Annotated in this window: 1 protein-coding gene; it reads left to right on the forward strand. The window is 44.3% G+C overall.

Features of this window, described 5'->3' with window-relative positions:
* Window positions 1-246 (forward strand): HAD-IIB family hydrolase (locus tag AB4496_RS29320; RefSeq protein ID WP_372133646.1); only part of this gene is annotated, 246 nt, incomplete at both ends.

A 246-nucleotide genomic window follows, 5' to 3' on the forward strand; every position in this document is an offset into this window, starting at 1 on the left:
GTATAAAGTGCTGGCGTTAGATCTCGATGGAACCGTGTTAAAGGATGATCACACGATTCATCCAGAACTGAAAAAGGCGATCCAAGAAGCCAAACAAAGTTGTCATGTCGTGATTGTGACTGGTCGACACCACACAGCAGCACGACCTTATTACTACGAATTGGGGTTAGATACGCCAATCATCTGCTGTAACGGCACTTATGTTTACGACTATCAAACTGAAACGGTACTGACTCAAAACGCGAT

The sequence above is a fragment of the Vibrio sp. 10N.222.46.A1 genome (assembly GCF_041473595.1).
Classification (GTDB): Bacteria; Pseudomonadota; Gammaproteobacteria; order Enterobacterales; family Vibrionaceae; genus Vibrio; species Vibrio tasmaniensis_A.